25 protein-coding genes and 1 pseudogene are annotated in these 20693 nt (G+C 38.2%); 19 read left to right on the top strand and 7 right to left on the bottom strand.

Annotated features, from left to right (window positions below):
• Positions 1-240: 240 nt before the first annotated feature.
• On the bottom strand, positions 241-363 hold the full coding sequence (locus tag H131_RS25895; protein ID WP_010860471.1) for a hypothetical protein: 123 nt from the start codon (positions 361-363) through the stop codon (positions 241-243).
• Positions 364-727: 364 nt separating this feature from the next.
• On the opposite strand from H131_RS25895, the gene H131_RS17535 reads away from it, so the two are divergent.
• Entirely contained in the window at positions 728-1465 is a 738-nt protein-coding gene (locus H131_RS17535) for a polysaccharide deacetylase family protein (RefSeq protein ID WP_051112216.1), read from the top strand.
• 89 nt (positions 1466-1554) lie between these two features.
• Here the strand turns inward: H131_RS17535 and H131_RS17530 are convergent, their stop codons facing one another.
• Positions 1555-1806, bottom strand: a complete 252-nt coding sequence (locus H131_RS17530; protein ID WP_010860469.1) for a hypothetical protein — start codon at positions 1804-1806, stop codon at positions 1555-1557.
• A gap of 109 nt (positions 1807-1915) precedes the next feature.
• On the opposite strand from H131_RS17530, the gene H131_RS17525 reads away from it, so the two are divergent.
• Positions 1916-2713 carry a DUF2268 domain-containing putative Zn-dependent protease gene (locus H131_RS17525; protein ID WP_010860468.1) on the top strand — a complete coding sequence of 266 codons (798 nt, stop codon included), beginning with the start codon at positions 1916-1918 and terminating at the stop codon, positions 2711-2713.
• A gap of 18 nt (positions 2714-2731) precedes the next feature.
• Positions 2732-3244: a DNA-deoxyinosine glycosylase gene (locus tag H131_RS17520; RefSeq protein ID WP_010860467.1), complete on the top strand. Its 513-nt coding sequence runs from the start codon at positions 2732-2734 to the stop codon at positions 3242-3244.
• Between the two features lie 27 nt (positions 3245-3271).
• On the opposite strand, the gene H131_RS17515 is transcribed toward H131_RS17520, so the two are convergent.
• From H131_RS17515 to H131_RS17505, 3 genes are all read right to left on the bottom strand, one after another.
• Positions 3272-4069, bottom strand: coding sequence for a cytochrome c oxidase assembly protein (locus tag H131_RS17515; protein WP_010860466.1), 798 nt, complete (start codon positions 4067-4069; stop codon positions 3272-3274).
• A 16-nt stretch (positions 4070-4085) separates the two neighbouring features.
• Complete coding sequence (locus H131_RS17510) at positions 4086-4607, bottom strand: DUF2243 domain-containing protein (RefSeq protein WP_196228935.1); 522 nt, start codon at positions 4605-4607, stop codon at positions 4086-4088.
• A 153-nt stretch (positions 4608-4760) separates the two neighbouring features.
• A complete protein-coding gene (locus H131_RS17505; protein ID WP_010860464.1) occupies positions 4761-5624 on the bottom strand; it encodes an endo alpha-1,4 polygalactosaminidase in 864 nt (287 codons plus the stop codon).
• Positions 5625-5760: 136 nt separating this feature from the next.
• Here H131_RS17505 and H131_RS17500 point away from each other — a divergent pair, with 136 nt between their 5' ends.
• The 4 genes from H131_RS17500 (at position 5761) to H131_RS17485 (ending at position 10078) form a co-directional block, all read left to right on the top strand.
• Positions 5761-6129, top strand: a complete 369-nt coding sequence (locus tag H131_RS17500; protein WP_010860463.1) for a hypothetical protein — start codon at positions 5761-5763, stop codon at positions 6127-6129.
• Positions 6130-6358: 229 nt separating this feature from the next.
• Positions 6359-7207: an AraC family transcriptional regulator gene (locus H131_RS17495; RefSeq protein ID WP_010860462.1), complete on the top strand. Its 849-nt coding sequence runs from the start codon at positions 6359-6361 to the stop codon at positions 7205-7207.
• A 366-nt stretch (positions 7208-7573) separates the two neighbouring features.
• Complete coding sequence (gene abc-f, locus H131_RS17490) at positions 7574-9208, top strand: ribosomal protection-like ABC-F family protein (protein ID WP_010860461.1); 1635 nt, start codon at positions 7574-7576, stop codon at positions 9206-9208.
• Positions 9209-9274: 66 nt separating this feature from the next.
• The gene (locus tag H131_RS17485; protein ID WP_010860460.1) at positions 9275-10078 is read left to right on the top strand and encodes a hypothetical protein; all 804 of its coding nucleotides are present in this window, start codon (positions 9275-9277) and stop codon (positions 10076-10078) included.
• Positions 10079-10116: 38 nt separating this feature from the next.
• Here H131_RS17485 and H131_RS17480 read toward each other — a convergent pair whose 3' ends face one another.
• The gene (locus H131_RS17480) at positions 10117-10608 is read right to left on the bottom strand and encodes an SRPBCC family protein (RefSeq protein ID WP_010860459.1); all 492 of its coding nucleotides are present in this window, start codon (positions 10606-10608) and stop codon (positions 10117-10119) included.
• A 226-nt stretch (positions 10609-10834) separates the two neighbouring features.
• Here H131_RS17480 and H131_RS17475 point away from each other — a divergent pair, with 226 nt between their 5' ends.
• The 12 genes and pseudogenes from H131_RS17475 to H131_RS17420 all read left to right on the top strand — a co-directional run bounded on the left by H131_RS17475 (position 10835) and on the right by H131_RS17420 (position 19928).
• Positions 10835-11200 carry a YybH family protein gene (locus tag H131_RS17475; RefSeq protein WP_419185152.1) on the top strand — a complete coding sequence of 122 codons (366 nt, stop codon included), beginning with the start codon at positions 10835-10837 and terminating at the stop codon, positions 11198-11200.
• Positions 11167-11853, top strand: coding sequence for a nucleotidyltransferase family protein (locus H131_RS17470; RefSeq protein WP_010860457.1), 687 nt, complete (start codon positions 11167-11169; stop codon positions 11851-11853). Before H131_RS17475 ends, H131_RS17470 begins: the two co-directional genes overlap by 34 nt.
• Positions 11854-11872: 19 nt before the next feature.
• Positions 11873-12334, top strand: coding sequence for a DinB family protein (locus H131_RS17465; RefSeq protein WP_010860456.1), 462 nt, complete (start codon positions 11873-11875; stop codon positions 12332-12334).
• Positions 12331-13182 carry a helix-turn-helix domain-containing protein gene (locus H131_RS17460; protein ID WP_010860455.1) on the top strand — a complete coding sequence of 284 codons (852 nt, stop codon included), beginning with the start codon at positions 12331-12333 and terminating at the stop codon, positions 13180-13182. Before H131_RS17465 ends, H131_RS17460 begins: the two co-directional genes overlap by 4 nt.
• A gap of 226 nt (positions 13183-13408) precedes the next feature.
• Positions 13409-14389 carry an ABC transporter substrate-binding protein gene (locus tag H131_RS17455; protein WP_010860454.1) on the top strand — a complete coding sequence of 327 codons (981 nt, stop codon included), beginning with the start codon at positions 13409-13411 and terminating at the stop codon, positions 14387-14389.
• A 90-nt stretch (positions 14390-14479) separates the two neighbouring features.
• The gene (locus H131_RS17450; protein ID WP_010860453.1) at positions 14480-15487 is read left to right on the top strand and encodes a FecCD family ABC transporter permease; all 1008 of its coding nucleotides are present in this window, start codon (positions 14480-14482) and stop codon (positions 15485-15487) included.
• Complete coding sequence (locus H131_RS17445; protein ID WP_010860452.1) at positions 15480-16511, top strand: FecCD family ABC transporter permease; 1032 nt, start codon at positions 15480-15482, stop codon at positions 16509-16511. The genes H131_RS17450 and H131_RS17445 overlap by 8 nt, the downstream gene beginning before the upstream one ends.
• 11 nt (positions 16512-16522) lie before the next feature.
• On the top strand, positions 16523-17329 hold the full coding sequence (locus H131_RS17440; protein WP_010860451.1) for an ABC transporter ATP-binding protein: 807 nt from the start codon (positions 16523-16525) through the stop codon (positions 17327-17329).
• Positions 17319-18098, top strand: a complete 780-nt coding sequence (locus H131_RS17435) for an alpha/beta hydrolase (protein WP_010860450.1) — start codon at positions 17319-17321, stop codon at positions 18096-18098. The genes H131_RS17440 and H131_RS17435 overlap by 11 nt, the downstream gene beginning before the upstream one ends.
• Positions 18099-18342: 244 nt before the next feature.
• Positions 18343-18573, top strand: a pseudogene (locus H131_RS17430) (GNAT family N-acetyltransferase); the annotation flags it as partial.
• Positions 18574-18583: 10 nt separating this feature from the next.
• A complete protein-coding gene (locus H131_RS17425) occupies positions 18584-19234 on the top strand; it encodes an aspartate/glutamate racemase family protein (RefSeq protein WP_010860448.1) in 651 nt (216 codons plus the stop codon).
• A 181-nt stretch (positions 19235-19415) separates the two neighbouring features.
• The gene (locus tag H131_RS17420; protein ID WP_010860447.1) at positions 19416-19928 is read left to right on the top strand and encodes a YfiT family bacillithiol transferase; all 513 of its coding nucleotides are present in this window, start codon (positions 19416-19418) and stop codon (positions 19926-19928) included.
• A gap of 92 nt (positions 19929-20020) precedes the next feature.
• Here H131_RS17420 and H131_RS17415 read toward each other — a convergent pair whose 3' ends face one another.
• Positions 20021-20653, bottom strand: coding sequence for an exosporium glycoprotein BclB-related protein (locus H131_RS17415; protein ID WP_010860446.1), 633 nt, complete (start codon positions 20651-20653; stop codon positions 20021-20023).
• Between the last annotated feature and the right edge of the window lie 40 nt (positions 20654-20693).

Here is a 20693-nt window from a genome sequence, read left to right as displayed (position 1 = left end):
AATCACTCCTTTTCTCTATATACATATGGCGATAGACAAAAAGGTGTTCAAGATATTTCGATTTTAAAAAGCATGTAATGACAGTTCAATATCCAATAGTGAATGTCCAAAACAGCTGTAGCTATGTTAGTAGCTTTCTTCACTTTATGTGAGAGTTCACGAATGAAAGTATGTAGAAGATTTGGGGAATTTACGAAAAGGGATAAAAAAAGCTACTCCTCAGAGTAGCCTTTCATTTTATTACTTTGTATAAGAGAGCATTGCTGTTTGCTTAAATTTTTCTAATGCAATTGTTGCTTCATTTTTAGTGCTGTATTCGAACATGCGGAAAGTATCTTTTTCAAAAACTGTAATAACCCACATTGTAAAGGCCCCTTTGTATCTGATTTTTTTGTTCTATAACAACCGGATAATTCACGGTGGTTTTCTTAAATTGTTATATATCAGTTATAGTTCCTATTTTACACCGATTTTTTAAAAAAGAAAGTGCAATGTGATTGTTTTCACAAATCGTTCAAAAATAAGCGCCCGTTTGTGAATATTATATGAAGATCAGTATATGAACTGCAGTAATGTGTTGAAGTGAAAACATTTCTAACTATTTTATAGGTGTAGTTATTTAGGAGATGTAGGGGAAAACAGCCAGTCATTCTGAAGTATAATTCACTGCATTTCGCAAATAGTAAGTTAACGAAGTTAGGTGAAATTGTGCATGGGAGGTGATGCTATGATGCGTAAGCACATATTGATTTTAACGGCTAGTTTTTTAATCATCTCGATATTTTATGCAGGATTGAAAACCTTTGCTGATAAAGGACGAAGCTATTATGAGGAGACGGGGGAAGTTGTGTGGGATATTAACACCAAAGATAAGATTGTTGCTCTGACTTTTGATGATGGCCCGCATCCAAAATATACAGCAGAAGTTTTAAATTTATTGGCCAAGTATGAGGCGAAGGCTACCTTTTTTGTTGTTGGAGGAAATGCAGAAAAATATCCTGAGCTTGTTTTACGCACTTATACGGAAGGGCATGAATTAGCCAATCATACGTATACGCATCCTTTTAAGGTTTCAGTAACTGAGTTACAGGAGGAACTGCGCCAGACGAATGAAATGATTTATAGCATTACAGGTTTCTATCCTGTTCTGTTTCGCCCCGTAGGTGGAAATTACAATGACAAAATGATTAATGCTGCGGTGAAGGATGGATACAAAGTAGTAATGTGGTCTTGGCATCAGGATACACAGGATTGGAAACAACCAGGAGTGAGTAAAATCGTTAAAAAAGTACTGAACGGCACAAAGCCTGGAGATGTTATTCTTTTTCACGATGGTGGCGGCAATCGTACACAAACGCTTAAAGCACTTGAAGAAATTTTGCCAACATTAAAGAAGCAAGGATATACATTTGTTACCGTATCGGAGTTAATCGAAAGCAAACAACAACAAGAGGCAGTTAAATAAAGAAAAAATGAACCATCTCAAAATATTGTTTGAGATGGTTCATTTTAAATACGATGGGATCAATAAAAACCATTTGCAAGTTTCACTTTTTAGAAAAACAAAATCGGTGCTAGTGCTATGCCAAAAATTGTACCTAGTGCTATACCAAAACCAAATCCTGAACCTCTGAAGCCCCAAAAACCTAGACCGTAGCCATTGTATCGTCTATCAGGTAGAATCCATACCTGTTTTCTGTCTACCCTTGTTATTTCCCCCACGTGTACTCTGCCAGATGTATCAGTGATTTTTACGCGTTTACCATGATATTTACAGCAAAGACTATAAGCATCAGCTGGATTCACAAATTTCCCTCCTTTCTATCTTCATTACAAGTTAATATATGCGACTGTACACATTCAGCATTAGCCGATTGTCTATTCAAGGCATAAGCTATGAAAAAAGGATGGGAAGATGTCAGTAAAGCCGACAGGTGAGTGGCTTAATAACTTCATTATTGTACGAAAGAGAAATCATGATAAAAGTTTGGAGGAGATACAATGCTCCATACTCTGTAATCCCTTAGAAGATGTATTTATAGGTTTTTCACCCGAGGAAATTCAATATAATTTATTGCAAAATGGTCTATTTCAGGCACATGAAGAAGTCGCTATGGAAGCGTTAGAAAAACAGGATGTATGGAAGATTGTGCAGGAAGAATTTGAGCGGTTAAAAAAACGATGGAATGGACCAGATGTCCCTATTTATATTTTCCCTATAAACATGGAACAATCATTGACAAGAAAAAATGGTGTTGCTTATCCAAATGCCCTGTTTCTATTTATAGCCACGGGACTTGAAAGAGAGGAACTGAAAGCATTATTCGCTCATGAATATAATCATGTTTGTCGCTTGCAGTATGTCAATAAGTCATTAGATGAAATAACCTTGAGAGATTCTCTTGTTTTAGAGGGACTGGCAGAATGCGCGGTTGAAGAGTTGTATGGTGATAAGTGGTTAGCGCCCTGGCTGAAGCATTACTCAATGGATGAGATTTTGAAGATATGGAAGAGCATTTTTGTACCTGCATTAGATGTACTGGGTGTACATAATCATTTTGAGTTTTTATATGGTGGCGAGCTACCTAAATGGATTGGTTATTGCATAGGCTACGAAATTGTACGTACTTATAAAAAGAATTTCCCTAATGATAAGCTCGATTTGAAATCAGCACAGGAACTAGTTGCGGGCTCTGATTTTCCGCTACAATAGAAGTAAGGAGTGATTCTAATGACGACTGAAGTTAAAAATGTATTGCCACCAGTGATTGATTCATCAACGAGGGTGCTAATTGTCGGTTCAATGCCTGGAAAGCAATCATTAGAGAAACAACAATACTATGGCAACCCGCGCAATCATTTTTGGCCAATAATTGGGGAAATCTTAGGTGTAAAGATTCCAGAGAATTACACCGAGAGACTTCAATTGCTATTGGAGAATCGTATAGGTCTTTGGGATACCATAGAATCGTGTGAGCGTGAAGGAAGCTTAGATGCTGCAATCCGAAATGAAAAACCCAATGATTTTAACACACTTTTTGAGCGTTACCCTGATATTCGACTTGTACTTTTTAATGGTTCCAAGGCGTTCGAGGTTTTTAGGAAACATATTGGATTCGAACTATTAACCAATCGTCACTATCAGAAAATGCCATCTACCAGTCCTATACCAGGCAAAAATATTAAATCTTTTGAGCAAAAGTTAACGGATTGGCGTGTGATGCAATCTTATTTGTCTTCGTAACTGAATGTGGTACCTGAAGGGATTTGTTTAACTAGGTGCAACAACCTTCGAGTGAAGAGGTTTGCGACTACTTTTAAACCATTGGTAAAAAAGCGAAAAAACAAACCCAATCTCGATGGCATCTCCACCGTAATACATAATCATTGCACCTAGTTGTGCTTGCTCGATTGAAACATTGCTAGGCGGATAAGCATAAATACGTTTAGATAAAATGGAATGTGCTGCTAACGCTAATAATAAAATAGTAGAGCGATAAATATAGGATGTTTGATGCGGAGTTGGATCTATATAAATAAATGCAATTGTAAACAAATAACCTGCTAAAAATATATGGATGTGAATAAAAATAAATAATAGTGTGCTGTCGTGCATCATTTTAAAGAGGGGTGTCGTATAGAGCAACCATAAACCACCTACGTTTAGAATAGACGCGAAAATAGGGTTGCGCAGAACAGTAAAGAGTTGTCTTCGCAATATAAGTGAGAGGGTACGAGCCATTTTCACAGGTATGGATCTTAATAACAGGGTCATAGGTGCTGCTAGAGCAATTAGAAGAGGCGCAAGCATACCTAGTAATAGATGCCCCATCATATGAGCTGAAAAACTAGTATGAGTACGCTCAGCAAATGGACCGATTAAGGTGATAATGGCGCATACATGTCCAATAACCCAAAAAAATGTGCGATACAAAGGCCATTGTTTCTTATGCCGATTTGAAAGAAATACAGCAAAAATATATATAAATAGTGAGATAACAAAGGGCACGGCTAAAATAAGCTGAACAATGATAGAGATGCTTTGTGTGTGATGATCATGTATGTGCATTGGACAAAGAACCTCCTTATTGTTTTAGTGAATTTTTTGTTTGTAAAAGTAAGGAAATTCCAACTAAAATCAAAATAGCAGCTAGTACATTCCAAACGACATCATAAGGAACTATGTTGACATGATAGCGAATTTGATGAAGATTCATCAGTTTATGTTGAATAATACCATCATATAGTTGAAATGCTCCTGCGCCTATGAATATTCCGCTTAACCATCGCTTCAACCAGAACCCATGTTTTCGATGGAGGTCTGCTAGTAAAAAAGCAGAACCAATTGTAGCAAAAAAACTAAAGGCATGAAATAAACCATCTGACACTAATCCAATATTAGCTGTGGACTTATCATAAAAATGGTGCCAGTGTAATAATTGATGGAAGATTACCTCGTCTATAAACGCCACCACGCCTAGACCAAATAATAAGCCTGTCCATAGATTACGTTGCCCATAGTCATAACGATTTTCATGTTTAACAGTGTTCTCTTGAAACACGATCAAGTTATTCACCTCATTATAAGAAAGATTTTTATCCCGCATTAAGGTTATTAGTTTACCCATGCGGTTTTTCATTAAACAATGTAAGTGAAACAATATTGTACTAAATCCATATGCGATGGAAACTGCGTTTTGCTATACATAAAAGTAACCTCTGCAAACGATATGCAAAAGGTAGTTTGTCAGAGGCCATTGCTAGTGCCAACTATTGTAATAAGAGCCTGCAGGGTTGTAAAAGAATTTAAAGTGATGCTTTTCTGCTAAGGAACGACTCTGCGATTCATTGCTAAATCCGATAGTCATCACCTGTGTACCGAACTTTTCTCGTAGATGTACCAGTTGTTCTATCTTTTCCAACGACCAGTCATCCTCTCCAACTACATCGTATGAAAAATTTTCCCACATGATAAAGTCGATATATGGTGCTGTGTAATTTGCTAGTGTTTGAAAGCCCCAGTTTTGGGCTACGGACAAGCCATCATAACGATGTTTAATTTTTTTGATGAAGGTAAGCATCGCTTGATTTTGTTTTACCTGTTCCTCGGGAGGCAAAAAGGAATCTATATTGCCGACAGTATCTAAAAATACGCCATCTAAGCCTTTATCAACAATGTGTTTTTGAATCTCTTCTAGTAAAAGATGTTGATAGTGTGAGGAAGTCATATCCATTAAGTAAGAATCCCACTCTGCAAAATACTTTTTCTCACCATATACATCTTTGTAAAAATCGATTTCTTGTAATTGTTGATAGAAGGCCTCATTCCATTTGTCTGCCTCCATTGCATTAATATAACCAAAAATTAAAGTTCCATTTTTTTGAGCAGCGTCAATGTACTGCTGTTGCATTTCAATCGGTTCAACAATAACCAAATCCATGTTTTTCATCGCTTCGCCAATCGTATTATTTCCTTTGTCCAAATAATATTTATAGTCTTCAACCGCTGCTAGTTTTTCTTTGATAGTTGTGGATGCATTTGGTAGTTGTTTGGCGTTGTTGTTTAACAGTAACCAGATAGTTAAGAATAAGAAAGTTAATATAATTATGTATATTTTACGCATTAGATCTCCTTTAGTAAGTAAATTTGACTTTGATTATACAGCAATTCTAGACAACAGGAAGGGGTAGGCTATTGCTCAAACGGACTTTCGCCCTTTACATATATTGAATTATGTAAAGGTAAAGGAGGAGTTTGTATTGTATTACTATCCAAATAATCAATTTGGAGACAATTTCAGACGTCCGAGCTGGAATGACCCTGATTATTTCGAATCATCACAGTTTGGACCGCAAAATTTTGGGCCACTACCAGCTGGACAAATGCCAATGGGCTCACCACCTGGATTTTCACCACCAATTCCTGCTTGGCGCGTAGGCTCTAGTGGTATTCGTTCTTGTTTATTTACATTTACGTATATATGGTTGAATAATGGGAGAAGCTTTTGGTTCTTCCCAACTGCTGTTGGTAGAGAATTCGTTGCAGGGTTCCGCTGGAGCAGAAGATATGGGTGGCAATTCCGTACGATTATAAGAAATAATATCCGATCATTTGAGTGCTTTAGATAAAATAAAAATCTTCAAGAGCTGTGTATAGATAAAAGTACACGGCCTTTTTATATGGATAAAAGAATACGGAGAAATTGAAAAAAGTATACAAGTAATAGTCACAAAATATGTAAAATGATACTGTGTTGCCAATAAAATAGATGCAAAATGTTTAACTGTCCAATCTCAGCAGAAAATGACCAGTTTATTTGTGTGGGTTGGATACAATACATATAAGGAGTGAAGTTTTGTGTGGTTACAGTCAATTCAACAGGCTATCGAGTATATTGAAAATCATTTAACGGAGGATATACAGATCGAGGATATTGCAAACGTAGCACATTCGTCTTCTTTTCATTTTCAACGGGGTTTTGCGATTCTTACAGGTATGACCGTTGGCGAATATATGCGAGGGCGACGGCTGACATTAGCAGCGCAAGAAATTGCCAGTAGTGATTGTAAAATCATTGATATTGCCTACAAATATGGCTATGAAACACCTGAGGCATTTGCCAAAGCCTTTCGCAAGCAGCATGGCATGAAACCGTCTGATGTGCGTAAAGCAGTGGGAATGATTCACTCCTACAATAAACTAGTCATTCATGTGCAATTGAAGGGAGCAGAACCAATGAAGTATAAAATTATTGAAAAAGAAAGTTTCCAATTGATAGGGGTTAAACGGACATTCTCTTGTAAGGATGGAGAACAGACAAAGGAAATCACGAAATTTTGGCAGGATGTGTATGTGGACGGCACAAATGCACAGCTATTTCCATTAAACACAGGAGAGATTCATGGAGTCATGGGTGTGTGCGATATGATTGAGCACGATATCATGAACTATTGGATTGCGACCAATCATGCAGGTGATGATTCGCACGGATTTGAAACGTTTATGGTGCCAGCAGCGAAATGGGTAGTTTTTGAAGTGACGGGGGCTATGCCAACAGCCATTACAACCATGTGGGAGAAAATTTATCAAGAGTGGCTACCTTCGAATGCCTTTGAGTTAACAGGCGGTTCTGAGCTAGAAGTGTATAGCAATGGTGATGCATCTAGTGACCACTATTATTCTGAAATTTGGTTGCCGATTAAATAATGTTTTGTTTTTAAGGAATAGATGTTACAATTATTGTAATTACGAATGAAGGGACGATGGGTGGCCGATGATTAACTAATCTTATTTTTATGCATGAAATTTAGAATTTCATTGAATTAAAAAATAGGATTAGTCTGCCCGTTTTCCATAACATAAACTTTAGTCAGGTACTTAAGTATGTTTATTTTTCACTTTAAGAATGTGCATATTCGCTGTTTTGAAGTGAGAGTCTCAGCATACTGTAGTACAGGATAACACATCTAGCTATGAAAAATAGCTTATTTGTGTACAGTTTTTTGCGACTAATCCTTCCAAAATAAATTGGAGGGATTTTTTTGTGCCTCCAAATAGAGAGGGATGGATAGATTGAACGAACTTTTAAAATTACAAGATGTACGTTATGAAGTGATGGATATACAGATTTTCGAAAATGTCACAGCCTCTGTGAAGCAAGGTGAGGTGATTGGCATTATTGGCAGAAATGGTGCTGGGAAATCTACATTACTACAACTGATACAAGGCTTGCTATTGCCAACAGCAGGACAGTTACAGTGGTTGCAATCTGTGAAAATTGCTCATGTGGAACAGGAGCAAGCAATTTTTGACATGCAAGAAGTAGTATCCAACGAGGCAGATTTACTGGCTAAATGGCATGTACCTGACGTAGAATACTCAGATTTAAGTGGTGGCGAGAAGCTTAAAATGCGGCTAGCAAAAGGCTTTTCGCAGGATGCACAGCTATTATTATTGGATGAACCGACTAATCATTTAGATGAAAAAAGCACCACTCTGCTTATCGAAAAAGTGAAGAATTATAATGGCACAATCATTGTAGTGTCACATGATCGCTATTTTTTAGACGAGGTTGCAACAAAAATTTGGTCACTTGAAGAGGGTAAACTGCTTGAACACAACGGTCATTATTCGAGCTACATGGTTGCACGAGAACAGCGGCGATTAGCACAACAACATGCCTATGAAAAACAGCAAAAAAATATTGACCGTATCGAGGCGCAGATGAAGGAGCTAACATCTTGGTCAAAGAAGGCGCATGCACAATCGACAAAGCAAGAAGGCTTTAAGGAGCATTACCGTGTCAAAGCAAAGCGCATGGACGCTCAGGTGAAATCCAAGAAGAAGCGTCTAGAAAAGGAGTTGGCCAAGGCAAAGGTTGAACGCGTTGAAGCGGATGACGAAATACAATTTGCATTAGAGACTAGTCAACGTGTTGGCAAGCGTTTTTTAGAGTTGAAACATGTAACAAAGTATGTTGATAATCGTCTGTTGTTTAAAGACGCTAACTTGACCCTTCAATATGGTGAAAAAATTGCGATTATTGGACCAAATGGTAGTGGGAAAACGACCTTGTTAAAGGTGCTATTAGGGCAGGAAAAGGCTGAAGGAGAAATTTGGATGTCGCCAGCCGCCAATATCGGCTACTTAACACAAGAGGTATTCGATTTACCACTCGATCTAACGCCTGAAAAATTCTTTTATAAAGAGACCTTTGAAGAGCGAGGCAAAGTTCAAAATTTAATGAAGCATTTAGGGTTTACACCAACCCACTGGATGGCCCCGATTGGTAATATGAGTATGGGGGAGCGGGTGAAGTGTAAACTAATGGCCTATATTTTAGAGGAAAAGAATGTTCTTATTTTAGATGAACCGACGAATCATCTAGATTTACCTTCTCGACAGCAGTTGGAGCATACATTGGCACAATACAAAGGAACATTACTCGTGGTGTCCCATGACTGTTATTTCCTTGAGAAAACGACGGATAGTGTGTGGGCATTCGAAAATGAACGCATTCATAAAAAGTGGCAAGATAACCCTCCAACATCAGCTGATAATTTAGCTAGCCTGCGATTAAAGCTTGAAAATGAAAGGCAGGAAATACTCGGTAAACTCAGTTTCCTAACAGCAAAGGATAAAGACTATGCCATGCTGGATCAGACGTTTAACGAGCTGACAAAACGCATAAATGAGCTGTCAAACTAACGTTTAAGAGATCATCACTTAGGGAAAAAGTAAATAGCTAAACTCTTATTAGAAGGGGTGTCTAACATGACAAAGAAGGGATTATTGTTACCGCTACTATTAATTAGTGCAAGCTTAGTAGGCGCATGTACTACGGACAATGATGACAACACAAAAATACAAAATAACCAGCAAGAAGAAGATCAACAAAATGACAAGACAGACGACACATCTGAAACAAAATCTGAAGAGACGGTAGCCGCTATTACGCAGGCTGAGGCTCTTAAAAATGTAAAGGAACAGCTAGAGACTGATTTAGCTGTTGTCTTACCAAAAGAGCTTCCTATAACAGAAGGTACATTTTTAACGGCTACTACAAAGGTTGAAGGTACACAGGTTGAAATTGTATTTTTCGAAAGCGAAAAGTATATGCCAATTAATGATATAAAACTCAAAAATTCAACCGATGCGACTGTTATTGCAAAACTGCTTGTAACGCAATATGGCAGCGTAGCCGAAGCAAGTGAGCAAATTGCCTTTGAGGATTACAGTCAAAATGGTGGGCAGCAAGTGAATCTTGGATATAATATTAAAGGTTACCAGGACGCTGGAGCTGGCTCGGTATGGACCGGTTGGAATGAGGGAAGATGGGCACTGGCAGCTCATACACGAACGGATAACCCACAAGCAAGTGTGGAGTTAGCTAAACAGGCAGTAAAATATTTAGAAACGCATACGCTACCTATACCAAGCCAAAATGGCTTTGCCCATTTAGATGTTTATAAATCCGGTAATTTAATTGTCTGGCAGGAAGGCAAGCTTGTTTATACGCTTGATTCAATCAAAGAACCAATGACGGCACTTGCCATTGCCACAGCATTTAGCCGTTAATAGTAAATCCCCGAGTATATTTCTTACTCGGGGATGTTTTAGTTGTTCTCCACATCTGCGACAAGTTGTTCATACGCCGCAAACCATTTTCTCCATTGCTCCATTGGAAATTCATCGTGAATAATGCCATTTAGTAAATCACATAGAAGCTCTAAGCAGATATGCCAACCTGCCAAATCTTTAGGGGTATGATCTGTTAGCTCACTGATAGTTTCCTGCAACACCAGTAATGAGCCATCGCTAGTCGTGGAAAGTTCAAATCGCACGGAATCTTTTCCCCACTCAAATTCGAGTATTTGTTGTTTGGCATAATCTGTAATTGTGATTTCCTCAAAAGCATCTGTGCCATCATTCATATTAAAACGCATTTTGCCATTTTCCTGAAGATCAATCATTTCTAAATTGCCCATCCACTTCTGCAACTTGCCATTCTCCGTCAACACTGCCCAAACGGCATCAACTGAATGGGAAAGTGGACGTGTGAATTGAGCGATATAATTGTTTGGTTGTTTTTGAATAGTAGCTAGCATTAGTATCCACCTCTTTTTTTATAATCATTATAACTTATTTGTCACGCCTTCTTTAATATCTCTTCTTTCGCTGTTTTTAATCTAAAATAATTTGATTGGGTAAGTTTCTTTTTCTCTATTGTATCTCCCAAAGTACCCCAATTAAAATAGTTCACGGTTCAGCTATGGAGATAAGGTGTTCCTATGAAATATAAAATCAGCTAAAATTAGAATAAATAAAGGAGAGATGATCTTGTCATTTAAAAAAGCGTTAGAACGTTATATAGAAGCAACGAACTCACATGATTTCAATAAAGTAAAAGAAATATTACATCCGGAAGCCGTTTATTGGTTTTCTGATAAAACATGCACATCGATCGAAGAAATCGGCGATTATTTCGATAAAGCATGGGATCTTATAAAGGAAGAGGTTTATAGTGCTACGAATGTTCAATGGCTTACAGTTGATGAAACAGCCGCTACCTGTATTTATACTTACCACTACGAAGGCTATCATGATGGGGAATTTGTATCTGGGAGCGGAAGAGCAACGAATATCTTTACTAAAGAGAATAATGAATGGAAGTTAATTCACGAACATTTAAGCAGTTAGCAGGTGATGCCCTAAGCCGAGAATGGCTTGATACATTTTATAAAAGAAAGTTTAGCGGTACGTTGTTAGCTGAAAGGTTTGATTGTATGGAACGCTTAGAAACAGAAGATGACTTAAAAAAATTAATTAAGGCAGATACCTGGATGATGGACATTTTAAAAACTGTGGACCAGCTACAGTTGCCTGATTGTTGGGTATGTGCAGGGTTTATTCGCTCTAAGGTGTGGGATACTCTTCATGAATTTAGTGATAGAACACCAATCGCCAATATTGATGTTATTTATTTCGATACATGGCTGACCTCAGAGACCATTGAAAAGCAGTATGAACGACAATTGCGAAAATATTTACCAAATGAGCCTTGGTCTGTGAAAAATCAAGCAAGGATGCATTTGATAAATAATAGTAAACCTTATCAATGTTCTACAGATGGAATCGCGCATTTTCCAGAAACGCCAACAGCTATTGGGATTAGGTTAAATAATGATTTACTCGAAATGACTGCGCCTTACGGAATCAATCATTTAGTCGCTGGCATTGTCTCTCCTACACCATACTTTCAAAAAGATGAGCGAATGTATGAGATTTATAAACAAAGAATACACAATAAACAGTGGAAATCAACCTGGCCAAAGTTAAAGATCTTTGACTGAAGTAGAGGAGCGGGAGAGCTTGAACCAAGATAAAAAACAAATATTGGCACACTACGAAAGCTCTCGGATGTGGGTGGAGAGCTTGGCGAGTGTAACAGAAGAACAGTGGCGAACACCAATAGCAGTGGTAAAATGGTCGATTGCCGAGGTTATTGGACATCTTATCCCATGGGATGAATTTGTGGTAAGTAAACGTATTCCGTTTCTATTTATGGAGGACAGTCTGCCAAAGGCACCGAATGTAAAGGAAATGAACGCAAACGCAGCCCATAGTAGTCGCTTACAAAGTAAGGAAGAAACGATGGCGAAGTTTTTAAATTGCAGACGACAACTTGTCAACGCGCTGCATCATCTCACAGATGAACAATGGCAGCAAAGCTTTCAAATTGGTGAATCTGAACTTACACTTTATCGTTATTTTTTAGGCTTGGTGGAACATGATTTGCATCATTTTTTACAAATTGAGAAGGTGCTAAAGTGAAAGTAAATGGAATGGAAATTACGGTTAACCAGATAATTGATTACTATGCGCATGCATCTGTAACTTTTTTAGATGTTTTTACAAATAAAATGGAACCTGGGAGACAGGATGTTGGTCGAACCACAGCTCCTGGAAAGTGTGGATTAGTCGTCCCTCTCGCCGGATGTGCTAATTTTAGTTTCAATGGCACAACTTATACGATGGAGCCTGGAATGGTGGTACATGCTGGGCCTCAAATGCCAATAGAAATTAACGTGATTGGTGAAAAAATATGGGAGTATGCGGTCATCCATTATCATGTTACACCAGAGGTAAGAGCACTTTTTCCACTTACTCAACAGCATTTCTTAATAAATACTGGGGATAATACAAAGATTATTAGTTTCGTACAGCAACTTATAGAAAGCTATTCAATGCTAGGTAGTATGGCAACATTCAAAACAAAGACGTTATTTATGAATCTAGTGGAAGCTATTCTTGTTTCGGCAAAAATGAAGGTTTTAGATACAGCCAGTGAAAAGATGGAACAGGTTTTACAATACATACACAAAAACCATGCTAAACAACTTTCGATAACGAAGATAGCGGAGGAATTTGGTGTGGAGCGTCGTCGATTTGCTGATTTATTTGAACAGCATACAGGTATGAATCCAAGTAGCTATTTAACGGAATATCGTATAAGAAGAGCAAAGGAATTATTGCGATCATGCGATAGTACAGTAGCGGAAATAGCAGAATGTGTAGGCTATGTAGATTGTTTTTACTTTAGTCGGGTATTTAAAAAATGTACGGGTATGTCCCCGACAATGTATCGAAAGATGGTGAATGAGGAAGCTAAATATGTTTAAAAGAGTTGTATCTTGTATAAGAGAAACAACTCCTTTTTATATTAAAAGTCGGCAAAAGTCCATGTGATAATTAAATATGTCCATTCACAGCTGTTTTTCTCTTTGTTAAAATAGCATCCATAAATGATAATGAATATCAATTAAATCTATGAATACTATTGACTTATAATTGAAAATGATTATCATTATCAATATAGATACTGAGAATGATTAGGAGAGAATAAACATGAATAAATATTTCAAAATGTGTGCACCTGCACTTTTAGCTTTATCACTTGCAGCGTGTGGTTCAGAAAAAGCAGAAGAGACTACACCTGCAACGAGCTCAGCGGTAGAATCAAGTACTACAGAAGCTCAGGAACAGGCTACAACTCAGAAAATTACATATCTCGGTGAGACATATGAATTACCAGCTAAGGTTAATAACATTGTAGCAGCGAGCTTAGAGTCAATGGAGGACGCAGCAATGCTTGGCATTAAACCTGTCGGTGTGCTTGAAATTGCTGGGAAAGTCCCTTCATACCTTGCTACGGATTTTGCAGATGCTAAACTTATAGGTACCAAAATGGAGCCGAATGCAGAGGCGATTTTAGCACTTGATCCAGACGTGATTATTGGAACATCAAAATTCCCTGAAGAAACGGCTGAAAAGCTGAAAAAAATCCAAACAATGATTCCTTATTCACATATTTCAATAAACTGGAAGGAAAACTTAAAAGTACTTGCACAGCTTGCTGGTAAAGAGACTGAGGCAGAAAAAATTATTGCAGACTATGAGGCAAAAGTGGCTGATTCACAAGTGAAATCAAAAGAGCAATTAGCAGATAAATCAGTGTTAATCATTCGTGTTCGTGGCGGTGTGATGTATATCTACCCTGCAGGAGTGTACTTAAACCCAATACTATATGAAGATTTAGGGGCGCCAGTACCAGAGATTGTGAACACGGTAAAAGCCCAGGCTGAACTTTCACTTGAAACATTAGCGGAGGTAAATCCAGATGCTATCTTCCTACAATTTGAGCAATCTGAAAATACAGATGCACCAAAAGCGTTAGAGGAACTACAAAAGAACCCGATTTTTGCAAGCTTAAAGGCATCTCAAAACAATGAGATTTTTGTTAATGCAATTGAGCCATTAGCTCAAGGTGGTACTACCTGGTCTAACGTTAAATTCTTAGATGTTGCAGCGGAAAAATTACTTAAATAGTTTAAACAGGCTGGTAGTAGATTTGGTGGTGTCACCGGGCTATTATCAGCCTTTTGTAAGATAGAGTTCAAATAGAAAAAGGTGTGGAAGTTGAAAAAAACAAATATTGTGTCATTTGCTATATTAGCAGCTACCCCATTCCTGATAACGGTTGTGGCATTAATTTCGGTTATGTACGGTACAAAAGATATTAGTGCATTAACGGTGTGGCAGGCGATTATAGCTTTTGACCCTTCGAATGTTGATCACCAGATTATTCGTACAGGACGTATTCCTCGAATTGCCGCGGTATTACTAGTGGGCGCATTTTTGGCAGTAGCTGGCGCAGTTATGCAAGGTATTACACGAAATTATCTGGCATCTCCCTCACTGATGGGCGTTAATGATGGTTCTGCATTTGTGATCACGTTAGCAATAGTATTTTTTCCAGGTCTCCCAAATTATCAAATGATTTTACTTTCTATGCTTGGTTCTGCATTAGGTGCAGGTATAGTGTTTGGTTTTGGCTCCCTAATTCGAAATGGGCTATCACCAGTAAGGCTTGCCATTATAGGAACGGTAATTGGTACATTTTTGAGCAGTATTGCTACAGCAATTGCAATGTATTTCCAAGTGTCGCAAACAGTAAGTGTTTGGTATAACACAAAGGTACATACCGTAGATATTGATATGCTACTTCTAGCCATTCCATTTGGAGTAGTCGGTTTAGTTCTTGCTTTATTATCAGCAAGAGCTATCACCATAACCTCATTAGGTGAAGATATTGCCTTAGGTCTTGGACAAAAAACGAAAGCAGTAAAAATTATTAGTATGTTAGCTGTTGTGTGCTTAACAGGGACGGCGGTAGCGCTTGTCGGAAAAATAGCCTTTGTAGGGCTAGTAATACCCCATATTACACGTTTCCTTGTCGGTGTAGATTACCGCTTTATCATTCCTTGTGCAGCAGCAATAGGTGCATTTTTCTTGGCGCTCTGTGATGTACTCAGTCGTTATGTTAATTACCCAATGGAAACGCCAATCGGGGTATTAACAGCAATAGTTGGTGTCCCATTCTTCTTATATTTAATTCGTAAGCACGGAGGTGAAAAACGTGCGTAAAAATACCTCACGTGTATTTGTATTAACAATCTCTATACTCATTTTATTTATATTAGGTGCTAGTTATCTACATATTACAAATGGTGTCTTTGATATGTCTGTCATCGATGTAGTGAAAACATTGCTACGTATTGAACCGAATCCTAAATTTGATTTAGTTATTTTTGAATTCCGCTTACCTCGTATTGTTATTGCAGCACTAGTTGGTATTGGACTAGGGATGGCAGGGGTGGTGCTACAAGGCATTACACGCAATGGTTTAGCAGACCCAGGGATTTTAGGGATTAATGCTGGGGCTGGTGCAGCCGTTGTCATTTTCATGTTTTTCTTCCAACTGAATATTGTTACTGCGGATTTGAATAGCTGGTTATCGATTTTAATGATGCCTATGTTCGGTTTTGTAGGAGGTGCGATGGCAGCTGCACTTATTTTTTCCTTTGCACTTAAAAATGGTCACTTAGATATGCAACGACTAATCTTAACAGGTATTGCCATTAATAGTGGCTTTGGGGCATTGACGTTGTTTTTATCATTGAAAATGAATGCGCAGGATTATGAATCTGCCGCTGTTTGGATGGCTGGCTCCATTTATAATGCTAACTGGATTTTTGTTGCCGCTATGCTACCATGGCTGATAATACTAAGCTTTTATGTTTATCGGAAATCGTATTTACTCGATTATTTCCAGCTAGAAGAAGATAGTATTACTAGCTTAGGGATAGCGGTAGAAAAAGAGAAAATCAAACTGTTATTAGCGAGTGTCGGCTTAGTGAGTGCGTGTGTGTCCGTATCAGGTAGTATTGGCTTTATCGGTTTAATGGCTCCTCATATAGCGAAACAGCTGGTCGGTATTCAGCATCGTTATGTAATGCCAGCAAGTGCACTGATTGGCGCATGCTTGCTTGTTATCGCAGACTTTATCGGAAAAACGGTGTTTGCACCATCTGAATTAGCGGTTGGTATAGTCGTATCCATTATTGGCATTCCGTATTTCTTATATTTATTAGTGAAATCAAAGGCATAGGAGGAAATAGCATGCAAACTGCATTTCGTATGGAAAATTTATCGTCTGGCTATGAGCAGGTTCGTGTGTTTGAAGGCTTAAATTTATCGATTGAAGAGGGAAAAGTAACAACAATCATTGGGCCAAATGGTTGCGGTAAATCAACGCTATTGAAAACAATTGGACGGATTTTAAAGAAACAGCAAGGGACTGTCTATTTACAGGAGCAAAATATGCAAAATTTATCATCAAAGGATATAGCCAAAAAGCTTGCTATTTTATCGCAAACGCCAGTCGCGCCTGGACAGTTAAAGGTTGAGGAACTGGTTGCCTATGGCCGTTATCCACATCGTAATAATGTCAATCGCTTAACCAAGAAAGATGAAGAGATGATTGAGTGGTCTTTATCTGTTACAAATACAATTGATTTTCGTAATCGTGAAATTGCCCAACTTTCAGGTGGACAACGTCAGCGAGTGTGGTTGGCAATGGCACTAGCCCAAGAAACAAATATTTTGTTATTAGATGAACCGACAACATACTTAGATATGGCCCATCAATTAGAAGTGCTGGACATTGTCAAAAGCTTGAACGAAAAACATGGTTGTACAATTGTAATGGTTTTGCATGACATCAATCATGCCGCACGATATTCAGACCATTTAATAGCAATGCGTCAAGGTGCTGTTATCGAGATGGGGACTCCGAAAGAAATTTTATGTGCTGATGTAATGCGTAAGGTATTTCATATTAATGCACGCATCATGGAAGATCCAGCAACGAAAACACCTGTGTGCTATGGTTACGATATTTTGAAGGAGCAAACAGATGAGCATTGAAAAATTAGAAGGAACACTTGATTATTCGACCTATCAAATTAGCTCGAAGTTCACAGACTATAAATATTCAGTTTATATTCATGTGCCACAGGGACAGGCACCGGAAGAGGGCTTCCCTATCTATTATGTGTTAGATGGCTCATCTTATTTCCATTTAGTGAAAGAAGCGGTGCGTCTACAGTGTCGCAATGCAGCAAAGACGCATGTAACACCCGCGATTGTTGTCGGAATTGGCCATGGAGAAGATATGCAAGAACGACGCTTTTATGACTTTACTGCACCCGCAAAAGAATATAGCTACCCAGCAAGATTTAAAGGAAAGGGCTATGACAAGCATGGTGGAGCCGCGGACTTTAGCAGATTTTTAGAAGAGGAGTTAAAGCCAAGTATTCAGGCTCAATTCCAGGTAAATGTAGAACAGCAAACACTTTTCGGCCATTCATTGGCGGGCTATTTTGTACTGTGGCAATTATTTTCTGCGACATCGAATTTCCAAAGCTATATAGCGATCAGCCCATCAATTTGGTGGAACAACCATGAATTATTACCTAAGGCAGCATCGTTTATGAAAGAGCAAACGGTTGTAAATGAAAAATTATTTATCGGTGTAGGTGAGCTGGAAACCTTCATGGTAGATGATGCGCGACAAATGGTCAGTGATTTAGGGAATATGATAGAAATCGCTTTTTATGAAGCGATGGATGAAAATCATGCATCAGTCGTCCCCACTGTTATGAGTAAAGCGATACGTTTTGTGAATAACCATTAATTTTATTTATATAGTAGTGTAAGGGAATTTAAGATGCTTTTATTTACCGAAAGCCATAGAAGCCTTTACACAATCTAAAAGAAGTAAATTTGGATAGCCGCATTATCTTTTGATAATGCGGTTTATTTGTGTTTAAAAAAATATTGAAATGAATAATAAAACACAAGGGGATGCGAGTGATGTGGAGATAGTACTAGCAGATGTAATTCACGGTGAATGATGTAGGAATTTATTTTTTAGACTTGCTGTTATTTCACAAAATCAGGGACAAGGATTGGCCAAGACTTTAATTGTTGAGCTTGAAAAATATGCACGTACACATAGAAAAAGTATAAGTGAATGTAAAGTGCGCATGCGTGTTCAAAAAAATATTGAGTTTTATCAAGCACTAGGCTATGTTATTACAAAAGAAGAAATCATTGTAAATCGTAACAGCATTGCCATTCCAGTCGTGACAATGGCGCTTTCCAATTAGGGGGGATAACTTGAAGAAAAAAGTAGGCTGTTTGCATGCCCATCATTCGAATATTGACTACATAGAGCAGGCATTTAGAAGTAATGAAGATATAGAACTTGTACATTTTGTTGACCCAGGGCTTATGCACCGCGTGACTGAGGGAGCTGAAGGGCTATCACTAAAGGTAAGAGAGCAATTGGAGTGGATGTCGAGCTGTAATGTTGATGCCATTTTAATAACATGTACAAATTACATTGCGCTATTGATGGAGGAACAGTTGGCACTCTCTATTCCCATTATCAAGATCGATGAGCCTTATTTTGCGACTATTTGTGAGGACGCGCATCCTCAAACGATACTCTTTACAAATCCTGCGACTGTAGAGGGCACAATGAAACGGCTTCAGCAGTTTGCCAAGCACCATGACAAGGCAATAGAAATTGAAGCAAAGGTGATCGATGATACATTTGAGTTGATTATGCAGGGCAAAAAGGAAGCATATAATAAGGCGCTTTTGCAATTTCTCCATGAAATTGTGAATGAGCAGCAGTCAATATCTGTAGCACAACTATCGATGGTAGAGGCGGCACAGCAATTTGACAAGGAAATGGGAACAGCAATTATACATCCTTTACAAGCTTTAGTTCGTGCGGTTTTAACACAATTAAAAATAACATAAACCTCAATAAAATTGACTTGAGGTGAAACTTGTAATAAATGATTTTTAGACCTCAAAATTGATACTTTGGTTTATGAAATTAATGAGTAAATTGACCACAACATTAAATTAAATAAAAGTGCTTGGCAAGAAAACTTTTAAATTGTTAGTGTATTGAGTAAATAGAAACGGAGGAAAGCTAATGAACGATATACGATATCCAATTGGACAATTTCGATTTCCAGAAGTCACTACGGCACAGCAAGTAAGGGAATGGATGGAGGACATCCGCCTTTTGCCGAGGCAACTTGCTGAAACACTGGGGGGTGCAAGTGAACAATCATTAGCAAAATCCTACCGAGAAAATGGTTGGACTGTATCGCAACTTGTCCATCATATTGCGGATAGCCATATGAATAGCTATATTCGTTTTAAGCTAGCTTTAACTGAGGATACACCAACGATTAAGCCCTACAATGAAGAAGATTGGGCACGATTGCCAGATTGTGAAGTGCCGGTAGCCACTTCCTATAAAATGATTGAAAGCTTGCATGAACGATGGGTTTATTTGCTGACAAGCTTAACAGAACAACAATTACAACGAGCATTTAATCATCCAGATTCAGGATTGATGACACTAGTAAAAGCACTTGCTCTGTATGCATGGCATGGAAAACACCATCTTGCACATATTCAAAATGCTTTATCAAACTAGAAAATTTATAGAATACTAAATAGGCGATTTCATGAGAAGAAGTCGCCTATTTGAATTTTTTAAATTACGATATCTACCATAGTTTATAGGTATTATGCAATAGTAATACCTGCACTTGCTGTTCCTGTTAATGTTTGCACAACAGTAACCCCAGAAGTAGTAATGGAGTAAACCATTAATAAGCGGTCACCTGTTACTACTGGCACTGGTGCTACATTTGCGGAAGCGAATGCAGTTTGACCTAGAGATACTAAACCAGTAAAGGCTGGTGCTAAGTTTACAGTTGCACTTGTAGCTGTGAAAAGACTACTTCCAGCAGGAGCACGGTAAACTGTTGCAGTGACTGTTGTTGTGCCGGCAATTACTGCAAGTGCAATTGTTGCAGTAAATGAAGCCGAAATAGCCGTAATATTACCAGGTCGTGGAACTGAAAATGCCTCAGTCACAATACCAGATAAATCAATAGTATTACCTACAATTGTTACACCAGGAACAGCAGTACCGAACCCGATTAAACTAGGTGTGGCAATCAAACCAGTAACTAAAGATGCTAATATAACAGGTGTGATACCGGAAGAGAAAGGAATGATGGAGCCAGTTGCTTGAGGTGGAATAATACATGCAGCATCAATTGCTACAAAAGGTCCAAGCGCTGTACATTGACCATTACCATTACCTGATGAGCAACCACATCCACCATGGTTCATAAAATTATTTGTACACATTTTTACACCCCCTTTCCTCATTATTCTATTCATCTAAGAC

The organism is Lysinibacillus sphaericus OT4b.31, from assembly GCF_000392615.1.
GTDB lineage: Bacteria > Bacillota > Bacilli > Bacillales_A > Planococcaceae > Lysinibacillus > Lysinibacillus sphaericus_B.
Note: the sequence above shows the minus strand (reverse complement) of the source record. Positions and strands in the feature narration are given on the sequence as shown.